The following is a 9,925-nucleotide window of genomic DNA, read 5'->3' on the forward strand; positions in this document are numbered from 1 at the left end:
TCAAGTTGTCATCAGTAGAGGATTTAAAGTGCGAACTTAGCCTAATAAAGGTTACTCTACTAAAGCCTGGAATCCCCCCATAAACTGGGTTTCTCCAGAACGAATCGCACTTACACTTATCTCGGCTCAATCCCGATTAATTTCTCCACACTGCCTAGAGTTAACCTTTTGGTAGAGGGAGAATAACACTGATTAACTGTGAGGAGAAAAAGGCTCCGCCAATACCACAAAAAACTAAACCTGCCGAGCGCAAGTTAGCAGGCATTGCTTGTTGCTTGTTGTATTGAAGCAGCTTTTTACTAATTGCAAACGCACTTGCTGACACAACTATTTGAATTGTGGTGAAACCAACCAAATAGGCAAAGATGGGGGTTATCTCTGCTCCAAAAATGGATTCCCCATAAGCATAACCGTGAAATATACCTGCGATCGCAGATAGGAGCGCAATCTTGAACGTGTTGGGACTATCTTTCATTACCAATAAGATGCCAAATAGCAGAATTGATCCCGAAACCAGTAATTCTGCTCCTGGCAAACTCAATTCAAAAATATGCAAACCCGTTCCCAGCATGGCAGAAATAATGAAGGCGATTGGAATTAAAATGCCCTGCCGCTTGATAGGTGCTAATAATCCAACAGCAACAATAAAAGAAAAATGATCGAAACCAATTAGCGGATGCGCTAACCCTGTTAGGAAGCCTTCAAAGAAATTACTTGGTGTTCTGCCACCCATTGCATGGTGCGCCATTGCTGGAGAGGCAAATAAAAACAAAAGAGTTACTGCCATAATGGACAGTACCCTTGCCTGCCACAACTTTTGGCTGTAATTAAATGATGAGACTAGGTGTTGATACATAATTCAAACCTCGCAAAGAGGGGCATTACTAGGTGGGATGTCGTAAATTGTTCAAGGGCAACTCTCTAGTCTTCCTGAGCCAAAAGTTCGGCAGTTCGCCGATCGAGTTCTTCTAAGTTGAGCAAGTTTGACTCCAGGGCTAACCGTTCCAAAGCAAGCAACCAGCGCTGGTAGTAATCCCAATCAGGGTCGTCTTTACAATGGGTTGATTCCCATTCGGCGATTGAGGCAATTAATCCCTGACGAAAGTCTTCCCACTCATAATGTCCTTTCTTGGAGAGAGCGATCGCTATCCCAAAAGCACGTCCTTCCCAAAGTCTTTGAAACAAAAGTTCTCCGTTGCTGCGAGGAGGCGCATCTTCACTTCCCAGCATAGTTGCGGCGGCAAACTGCTCAAATTTAACTTGCATATTCTCTCTCCCCAACCTAATTAGATACAACGACTTTTGCCGCACCTTGCATGGACTCTGGTGTAACAATCGCGGTCAACTGCTCCTCTGCCCATCCCTCAGTCCCATCGGGGCGTTCTGGCAGCACAAACCAACGAATTTGGGCGCTTGTGTCCCATACCTTTACTTGGATTGAGTCGGAAATGTCTAGCCCAAATTCCCGTAGAACTTTCCGGGGTTCTCGAATTGCTCTGGCTCGAAATGCTGGGTCTTTGAACCAATAAGGTGGTAATCCCAATACGGGCCATGGATAGCACGAACACATAGTGCAAACAATCAAATTATGTACTTCGGCGGTGTTTGCTACTGCCCTCATATGTTCTCCTTCAGCACCTGCCATACCACGCGGAAAATTCATTTCAGCAATCGCTGATGGAGTATCCTCCAACAGTCGCTGCTTAAATGCCGGATCGACCCACGCTTTCGCCACTATCTTGGCTCCGTTAAATGGACCCATGTCTTTCTCAAAAAACTCAATCACCTTATCAACCGTTTCGCCCGTGATGATTCCTTTTTCAATTAAAAGCGACTCCAATGCTCGAACTCGTGCCGCACTATAAGTTTCTCGATCGATACTTTCACTCATGATATTTTATTCTCAATAGATTAAGCTAAGTACTCAATTGGTTAAACGGGATCTTCCAAATAGCCTTCAAATATCTGGACGTAAATCCAAGTTTTTGGCTCGGTTAGATTGTTCCAGATATCGTGTGAATCAAATTTCACGTTATAAATTGGCATCGGATCGCCCACCCCATCACTGGTGGGGAAGAAGTAATTGTAAGTTCCTTCATAAACTTCCTCAACCACGCCTTTCTTGGTTCGTAAATATCCTGGCAGCTTGCAATGATCTACTGGGGGAGGGTTTCTCACCGTGACCGCATCTCCCACTTTAAATTTCGGCTGAATCACAACTTCACACTTAGGCGAATCGCCAGCACGCAGGTACTCTATTACCTGGTTCTCGATCGCGGTTTCTCCTCCTTGAGGTAAAGGTGCATCCAAATTTTTCAGATAAGCGGTAGTTTTGAAGTCTAATTCTTCTTTAGAAATATATCCTGACTCTACAAAAAATCCAGAAATACCACCCAGCCACTTCTCATAATAGCGATACTTAAAATAGTCAAGCGGGTTTAAGCCTTCCGCACCTTTGCGGAGGTGTCCCCACGTCCAGAAGCTTTTAAACTGAGTTGGCGTTGTTTTAACGGCTTTTAGATGATTGCTCAAGCCCATCATTGCCACATGGATGCCAAAAATTCGTTCTTCCCATGGCTGCACAAAAACACTTTTCTCAAAGCTAGATGTCTCTAGCCCTTCTATGCCACCAATGTAATGCTGTAATTTCATTCACTTGCTTCCCTAAATCACGAACAAAAATCGATGCAGCAAATAATGCAATTTCTTAGACACGAGTGCGTTCTCTGACAGAGGCACTTTCTCTCGTCATCGCATCGCCCCAGATTTCTGACAAATAGCCAAACACACCACCTAAAATCATGGCGACAGCAGCCACCAGTGCGGGATTCTCTAACCCTGGTGTTGTGATGGTTTTGTCTGTTGCAATTGTTGTACCAACGGCAGATGCAAATCCCCAAACAATTGCCGGGATTGCCATAAGCAGAGGGATTTTAGAAACCTGCACCATAGCTGCACTTCCAAACCCAACGCAGATTGCCGCCGCTAATGGATTGGCGTTCAAAGCCGAAATAGCTAATAGCGTCAGAGAGGCGATCGCAATACCTGTTAAGTTGGAGGCGATACTTTGCTTCAAGCCGGATAACTTTCCCCCCAAAATGAAAAAGGATGCCCAGGCAATAAACGTAACCCAAACAGGCACGATAATTAACGTAGCGGTTAGATAGGTGTCAACCGCGCCCAAGACCCCAATGCTGATGCTGTAAGCATTTAACTTTTTCATCAGAGAAGCTCCTTCTCAAGAATTTGTGAACTGAATGGGTACTAAGGGGACAGATTTTTTAGCTTGAGTTGACACTATTAAAGTAATCAAGATTGAAACTTTCGTAAGTTGTAGATACTGCTGCTTCGCTAATTTTCACCCTCAAGTCTTTAATTAGTTGTACCACTTAAACTAGACAGGACTGGAAGCCCTCTTTTAGATCAGCTTCATGCAAATTGCGACCAATAAAAACCATCTCATTTTTGCGTTCTTCGTGGGGCTTCCACGGTTTTCCCGGTCTACCTTCTAACAGCATATGGACTCCCTGAAGCACAAATCGCCGATCTTCGTCATCCACGTTCAAAATACCCTTCATCCGAAAGATATTTGCTCCTTGTGCTTGTACTAATTGATTGAGCCAATTTGTAAGCTTATCACTACTAATAGAGCCAGCTTCCACGATCGAAATTGAAGAAACTGTCTCATCATGATTATGAGCATCTTCAGTTAAAAATGTAGGATCGATCGACAGCGCATTCTTTAGATCGAAAGCTTTAACTTCTAAAATCGAGTCAATTTCCAAATCGCAATTTTGTGTACGATATATTTTTGTAACTGTATTTATTGCTCGAACTCGCTTTTCCAAAAGTTCGATTTGACCAGGTGAAACCAAGTCTACTTTGTTGAGTAAAATTACATCTGCAAATGCTATCTGTTCCTGCGCCTCACTGCTGTCCCAATGATCCCAAATATGCTTGGCATCAACTACCGTTATTACAGCATCTAGTTCAGTTTTAGAACGCATGATTTCATCTACAAAAAAGGATTGAATTACTGGAGCCGGATCTGCCAGCCCTGTTGTTTCAATTACTAGGTAATCAAACTTCTCTCGCTTCTCCAAAAGATTGCCAATTATGCGGATTAGATCGCCTCTGACTGTGCAGCAAATACAGCCATTATTCATTTCTAAAATTTCTTCGTCCGCATCTATTACAAGCTTGCTATCAATTCCTACATCACCGAATTCATTGACAATTACTGCTATTTTTTTGCCGTGATTATAAGTCAAAATATTATTTAATAAGGTAGTCTTTCCAGATCCCAAGTAGCCTGTAATGACCGTAACAGGAGTAAAGCAGTTTGTTGTTGCCATCATGGTTCTAATCAGTTATTGCTCTCTAACTTAGTTAGGAGAAGTAAGTCGAGTTTTCAATCAATCACAAAGCTTTAGAAGTAAAAGAATTCTAAAATGTAGTATTAAAATTAAATCTAATTTGGGAAAAACCTACACCTGTTTATCTCATGATTTCAAAAAATATAATGTAGTATTTGAAACAAATACATATAATTTCAACAAGTCTGGATTTTTGAAAAATTCAACTTGCAAAGACTTCTTTCAAGGTCTTTGCTTCACAGCACCTCAAGCAGCGCAAAAACAACCCGTGCTTGGTTTTCGGCAGCGATTGCAAAAAATGTACCGATTTGCGTTGCCGCCGCCGCTTCTCCACCGCCAGCTAAATCAGAAACGCTTCTCACAGCAATGAAGGGGACATTATTGGCATCCGCCACCATCGCCGAGGTGGTAGTTTCCACACTTAAATATAGGACGCGCTACAGATTTAGTGATAGCTGCATTTGCCGGGGAGCATTAGCTGATTGTGGCAGAGGTTCGGGCTGATCTTGCACCGCCGCGCAGTAGCGATTAAAGCTACAGATTTCGCACTGTTCTCCAGTTTTTACTTCCCAAAGCTCGTCAGTACGCAATTTCAAAGCTAATTCACCGATAACAGCTTCTACCTGCTGTTTATGTTCGCCACTAGCTTCAAAAACAATCTTCTCACCTGTCCGCAAGTAAAGTAAGCTCAACTGCCGCAAGCAGGATTGATATCTTTGCTCCAAAGCTATGTAGTACAGACCAATTTGCAAGTCAATTTCATCGGGCTTTGGCAATTTGACTTCTTTGGTTGATTTATAGTCGATTAGTTCCAACCCGTCTCCCAGAAAATCGAGGCGGTCGTAGCGTCCAGAAACTTTAAATTCTAAGTTGTTAACTAACAAGCGTCCTTTAATTAATCCTTCTACCGCTAAAGGTCGAGCCATCGCAGTTTCACCTGCGATGAACTGATAATAGTAATTTTCTAAAATCTCTTGTCCTTCCTCAGCTTGAGTTGGACTGAGATTATTAGAACATCGCTGCCAGCACGAGGAAACCCAATCAAGGGGCGGTACTGGGTCACGGTAGTGCCAATCGCGGTAAGCTTGAGCAAGTGCTTGATGTAATGCTGTACCAAACTTGGCATTACCGAAGAATCCGGGAGTTTTCAAACCCAACTCGTAACGAAAATAGTAAGCTTGAGGGCAACGGTGGTAGGTTTGAAGTTTTGTGGCAGAAATTTGGTAAGCCATTAGGGAGAAAATGCGCGAAGTCAGTTCTTTGGGTCATATTAGCGCGAAGTCTCGATAAGTATCGATACAGAAGATGCTGAATATTACAGGAAGCAAGTGTAGTAAGAAGCGCGAATATGTGGCTGCGGTACGGTGTTGATGTCAATAATAAACTCATCGAAATTGGGGACGTAGCCAGTGGCAAAACAACCTTAAGATGTCCGTATTGTGGCAGGGCATTGATCGCCAAAAAAGGCAAAGTAAAAGAACACCACTTTGCTCATGATGGGGAAACTTGCAATTTAATTATTAAAAGAGAACCGCGAGATATTCCGCATCTACCTTTATACAATGCGTTCAACATTTTTTTGACGGGAAAAGAACTAGAGCAACTAAAGAAACTTTGGCACAGACACAAAGCGCACGATAACGGCATTGATCGCTTGGAGATATTACCAGCTTTCACTAGAGAAAACCTAGTAGAGACTTCGCAAAATCAAAATATTAATGCTGCCACTGGCAGAAATGCTTACCAGTTCACCCATTTAGGCTTAATTCCCGTTGGCGCTCTACCACTAAATTCATTCAACCCTCTGCATGAATCGCTGATTGAGCAGAAATTAACCCAACTAGAAGCAGCTATTTTCACCAATTCTGGCTCTGTGCTGTCACAGAAGGAGTTACGAGTTCGCCTCACTGACTTGCGAATTTATAGCGCTCAAATGAGGAAGATTCTGCTTGCTAGTTTGTACTACTTGAAAGTTCAGGCGGATGAAAAAATTCTGTACAAAATTGGCATAACTACCCGCCCTATGTCCAAGCGACTTGCGGAGGTTTATCGGGATTTGCGATCGCACTACCAGACTGTAGAAATTGAGGTAATTAACGTTTGGGCGCATCGGGGTAATGCAGAAAAGTATTTTAAATACCGTTACGCTGACTCTAATTATCCAATCGGCACTTTGACTGAATACTTTAAATTTTCCGACTCTGATGAGACACAAGCAGTAGGGCGCGACCTGCACGAAATGGAAGCCAAGATGTTATCACCAATAGAGCAGAATATTGTTCAAGGAAAGCAAGATGAATTTCTCGCAGCGATCTTAGCTGATGGGCAGATTGCAGAGGGTGATGTACAGGTCAGCGATCGCACTGAAGCTCAGTTGAAGCAAACTTTCCTTTCTAAGCCTTCATCACAGCGAGTAATTACAGCACTGCACCAAGGCTGTTCTTTGCGCGATGCTGCTGTAATGGCATTCGTATCTGTTGACATGGCGCGTAAAATCTTAGCTGTGATGCAAACATAGTAGATAGTTGATAACTTTTAAATAATTAGCATCAGTTGCGATCAAATAGTGCGGTTGCAGCAAGCAGAGGCTAAAACATAAATTCTGATTAAGAAAAAACTAGAAAGCAAGCTGTACTGTTTGATTCTGCTTTAAAGTAGGCACGATTAGACAATTTTTCATCCACTAAAAAAGGAGAAAATATGAAACGTCTTATAGTTTGTTGCGACGGAACTTGGCAAAAACTAGCTAGTTCTTATCCAACTAACGTGGTCAAAATTGCTCAAGCAGTTAAACCAGTCAGCAATGATGGAACGCCTCAAAGCGTGTTTTATGATGAGGGAATTGGTACGGGAGATGAGCTTAATAAGCTTGTTGGTGGAGCCTTTGGGTGGGGAATTGATAAAAATATTCAAGATGCCTATCGCTTTCTATCTCTCAACTATAACGAGGGTGACGAAATATACCTGTTTGGCTTCAGTCGCGGCGCATACACTGTACGCAGCTTGGCAGGGATGATCTATTGCTCAGGTTTACTGTCACGCCCCAATATTCGTTCTGCACCTGAAGCCTATAGAATTTACCGAGATCGTGATATCAAACCAAGTGACCCAGAGGCGCAAGCATTTCGTGCGAACTATGGAGAGCGCGTACCAATTGCCCTACTTGGCTGTTGGGATACTGTTGGTGCGCTGGGCGTACCAGACCAAATTCCTTTTTTGCCTATAGATAATTGGCTCAATTCCAAGTACAAGTTTCACGACACAACTTTGAGTTCAATAATCCAAAAGGCACTACACGCTGTAGCAATAGATGAGTTGCGAAAGGTGTTTGATGTTACTTCTATGGAAAAAAGTCCTAAGTTTAACGCTCAAGTTCTACGTCAAGTTTGGTTTCCAGGCGAACATGGTAGTGTTGGCGGCGGCACGAAGGAACAGAGGGGTCTGTCAGACTTGGCTTTACAATGGATGATGAGTGAAATTGGTAAGCTAGGACTAGGACTTGAGTTCGAGCCAAACAATGTTGAAGACGGGATTCATCCCGATCCCACTATCGATTTTGACAATCAACCAGGAATTATCTACCAAGTAACGGGGACAAAGCAGCGCGATATTACTGGTGGCTTTGAGGATCTCCATGAAAGCGTGAAAAAACGTTGGCAAGCGAGAAGTGATTACCGCCCAGAAAATCTGCGGAAGTTTCAAACTGCCCTATCAGCCAATAGCTAACAGTGGCAAGACAGCGATGGTCGCAGAGCGTTTGCGAAGCATGGACGCAAACGAGCATACCGACTTCGGCATCGCTCACCCCGGTCCTATCTAGGTGATACCTTGGTACAAAACAAGTTAGAGTTTTTCTCTATACCTGTGTTTACCTAGACAAGTACCTAGATATGAGCAATACAGGACGGGACAAGAAGTTAGCATCATTCAACTGCGACCAGCAGATATGGGCAGAATTTATAAATCGATGCCAGGAAAAAGGCACAACCGCGACCGCTACACTTACTCGATTCATCCAACTTTACCTAGATGGTTCTCTAGATAATCTAGATGTAGACCCATTGGATAAGCAATTTGACGAGCGAGTTAGAGCAAGCGTGGATGAGTATCTGGCAACTCACCTTGATTTACTGCAAAGTAAGGTCACAGATTTATCTGAGAAGGTGGCATTTCTAGAAGGGGCGGCGATGGTAGCAGAGCGAACAACCGCAGGCATCGCTACTCACTCGTCCCGCAGAAATACTAAGGCAGCGATCGCTAAGAAAGAGCCTGAGTTTTGGTTCATTCAGCAGAGAGCTAAACATTTAGGATTAGAAATTAGTGCAAGTCAACGCATGAAAATTGAAATGTGGGCAAATGAATCCTACAAAGAGCGGCACGGGCAAATACCCAAGAAGCAGTTATATAGGGGAACTCAAGCTTCTGTTTATCCCGCAAAGGATGTAGATATACTAGATACAACTATTAAGGGCATAGTGAAGGGAGGATAAAACCCTCGGTATTGCAAGGTTGTATTAATACCCTATTGTTCGTCATAGCATTGTGTTTTATCTGCCATAGTGCCGTAACATCCAAGTGCTTAACTGTTGATATGAGCAAAGAAAATGCTTGCTCCTCATACCCATTCAAACTATAGCGGTTCGCACTTGAGTGCAGTACACCTTAAGCATGACCTCACAGTAATTAAATCCTAAAGCTGTACTTTATCGGAATGAGAACTGCTGTATTGCCCTTCTTAACGCTATGCCGCGTAGGAGGGTATTTTATTGAGTCACTTTTTGTTGTCGGTTAACTACGGCGATTTACTGTTTATCTCGAAAGATTGATGGCAAGAGGCTCGGAAAAGATTGAGGCTTATTAGATAACTGTTTTCATCTAGAGCGGACAGGTAGAGTAAAATCATGCCCTATAAGCAAATTGACGACCTACCAGACTCAGTAAAAAACCACCTACCTAAACACGCGGCAGAGATATTCTGCGCCGCGTTTAATAGCGCCTAAGAAGAATACAAAGAGGAGGAGAGGGCGTTTCGAGTAGCTTGGGCGGCAGTGAAGCGTGACGTGCGAGAAAGGAGAAGACGGCAACTGGCATAAAAAACCCGAATAGCTCAGATTTACTATAGTCTGTGAAGCCTGAAAAGTTGGCACGAGTACAATGCGAAGGTCAGAACAGCCTTTGCACTACCGATGAACGAGCTTATACCAAATCGTCTACCCATCCACAATTGGGGCAGTCGAAATGAACGATATGGAAATTAGCTTGTGGGAAACGGTAATTGCACTCAGGACAAACGCTAGTAAATAGGCGGAAATAGAAGGTTCGTGCAACCAGGGGCAACTATGTAGTGAAACTATTGAAGGATAAAAGTTTCAGCCTTTCTCTGTGACAAGCAAAGGCTCTGGTTTCCCCCTTTTATTAATAACAGGACTTACGCAAGGGGATAGGTTCATGCAAACAGGAAAATTTTAAAACAGAGGGATGAGATTCACCAAACTTGACTACTGCCAATATCTGTTGAGCAGTCCCATCAACTACACAGTGACAAACTT

The 9,925-nt window shown here is 43.2% G+C and carries 11 protein-coding genes and 1 pseudogene; 4 read left to right on the forward strand and 8 right to left on the reverse strand.

The annotated features are described in order from the left end of the window. Window positions 1-160: 160 nt before the first annotated feature. The 8 genes from AC2VE5_RS22050 to AC2VE5_RS22085 form a co-directional block, all read right to left on the reverse strand. Window positions 161-787 carry a HupE/UreJ family protein gene (locus AC2VE5_RS22050; RefSeq protein ID WP_486889829.1) on the reverse strand — a complete coding sequence of 209 codons (627 nt, stop codon included), beginning with the start codon at window positions 785-787 and terminating at the stop codon, window positions 161-163. 134 nt (window positions 788-921) lie between these two features. Beyond that, complete coding sequence (locus AC2VE5_RS22055) at window positions 922-1,266, reverse strand: nitrile hydratase accessory protein (protein WP_486889830.1); 345 nt, start codon at window positions 1,264-1,266, stop codon at window positions 922-924. Window positions 1,267-1,282: 16 nt separating this feature from the next. Continuing rightward, complete coding sequence (nthA, locus tag AC2VE5_RS22060) at window positions 1,283-1,891, reverse strand: nitrile hydratase subunit alpha (protein ID WP_486889831.1); 609 nt, start codon at window positions 1,889-1,891, stop codon at window positions 1,283-1,285. Window positions 1,892-1,932: 41 nt separating this feature from the next. Continuing rightward, window positions 1,933-2,652, reverse strand: coding sequence for a nitrile hydratase subunit beta (gene nthB, locus AC2VE5_RS22065; protein WP_486889832.1), 720 nt, complete (start codon window positions 2,650-2,652; stop codon window positions 1,933-1,935). Window positions 2,653-2,707: 55 nt separating this feature from the next. Next, window positions 2,708-3,223, reverse strand: coding sequence for a DUF1097 domain-containing protein (locus AC2VE5_RS22070; protein WP_486889833.1), 516 nt, complete (start codon window positions 3,221-3,223; stop codon window positions 2,708-2,710). A gap of 166 nt (window positions 3,224-3,389) precedes the next feature. Beyond that, window positions 3,390-4,358, reverse strand: coding sequence for a CobW family GTP-binding protein (locus AC2VE5_RS22075; protein ID WP_486889834.1), 969 nt, complete (start codon window positions 4,356-4,358; stop codon window positions 3,390-3,392). 254 nt (window positions 4,359-4,612) lie between these two features. Continuing rightward, window positions 4,613-4,795: a phosphorylase family protein gene (locus AC2VE5_RS22080; RefSeq protein WP_486889835.1), complete on the reverse strand. Its 183-nt coding sequence runs from the start codon at window positions 4,793-4,795 to the stop codon at window positions 4,613-4,615. 18 nt (window positions 4,796-4,813) lie between these two features. After that, a complete protein-coding gene (locus tag AC2VE5_RS22085) occupies window positions 4,814-5,608 on the reverse strand; it encodes a RecB family exonuclease (RefSeq protein ID WP_486889836.1) in 795 nt (264 codons plus the stop codon). Window positions 5,609-5,724: 116 nt separating this feature from the next. Between AC2VE5_RS22085 and AC2VE5_RS22090 the strand changes: the two genes are divergently transcribed. The 4 genes and pseudogenes from AC2VE5_RS22090 (at window position 5,725) to AC2VE5_RS22105 (ending at window position 9,482) form a co-directional block, all read left to right on the forward strand. After that, entirely contained in the window at window positions 5,725-6,894 is a 1,170-nt protein-coding gene (locus AC2VE5_RS22090) for a GIY-YIG nuclease family protein (protein WP_486889837.1), read from the forward strand. Between the two features lie 182 nt (window positions 6,895-7,076). Beyond that, complete coding sequence (locus tag AC2VE5_RS22095; RefSeq protein WP_486889838.1) at window positions 7,077-8,102, forward strand: DUF2235 domain-containing protein; 1,026 nt, start codon at window positions 7,077-7,079, stop codon at window positions 8,100-8,102. A gap of 164 nt (window positions 8,103-8,266) precedes the next feature. Further along, window positions 8,267-8,866 (forward strand): hypothetical protein, encoded by a 600-nt coding sequence (locus AC2VE5_RS22100; protein ID WP_486889839.1) that lies wholly within the window; start codon window positions 8,267-8,269, stop codon window positions 8,864-8,866. A 411-nt stretch (window positions 8,867-9,277) separates the two neighbouring features. Beyond that, window positions 9,278-9,482, forward strand: a pseudogene (locus tag AC2VE5_RS22105) (ChaB family protein). Window positions 9,483-9,925: the final 443 nt, after the last annotated feature.

The organism is Aliterella sp. E5.1 (assembly GCF_057473825.1).

Bases quoted from the DNA above. Each gene is read 5' to 3' on its own strand.
- AC2VE5_RS22050 (WP_486889829.1), bottom strand. From the start codon at position 787: ATGGCAGTAACTCTTTTGTTTTTATTTGCCTCTCCAGCAATGGCGCAC.
- AC2VE5_RS22055 (WP_486889830.1), bottom strand. From the start codon at position 1,266: ATGCAAGTTAAATTTGAGCAGTTTGCCGCCGCAACTATGCTGGGAAGT.
- nthA (WP_486889831.1), bottom strand. From the start codon at position 1,891: ATGAGTGAAAGTATCGATCGAGAAACTTATAGTGCGGCACGAGTTCGA.
- nthB (WP_486889832.1), bottom strand. From the start codon at position 2,652: ATGAAATTACAGCATTACATTGGTGGCATAGAAGGGCTAGAGACATCT.
- AC2VE5_RS22070 (WP_486889833.1), bottom strand. From the start codon at position 3,223: ATGAAAAAGTTAAATGCTTACAGCATCAGCATTGGGGTCTTGGGCGCG.
- AC2VE5_RS22075 (WP_486889834.1), bottom strand. From the start codon at position 4,358: ATGATGGCAACAACAAACTGCTTTACTCCTGTTACGGTCATTACAGGC.
- AC2VE5_RS22085 (WP_486889836.1), bottom strand. From the start codon at position 5,608: ATGGCTTACCAAATTTCTGCCACAAAACTTCAAACCTACCACCGTTGC.
- AC2VE5_RS22090 (WP_486889837.1), top strand. From the start codon at position 5,725: ATGTGGCTGCGGTACGGTGTTGATGTCAATAATAAACTCATCGAAATT.
- AC2VE5_RS22095 (WP_486889838.1), top strand. From the start codon at position 7,077: ATGAAACGTCTTATAGTTTGTTGCGACGGAACTTGGCAAAAACTAGCT.
- AC2VE5_RS22100 (WP_486889839.1), top strand. From the start codon at position 8,267: ATGAGCAATACAGGACGGGACAAGAAGTTAGCATCATTCAACTGCGAC.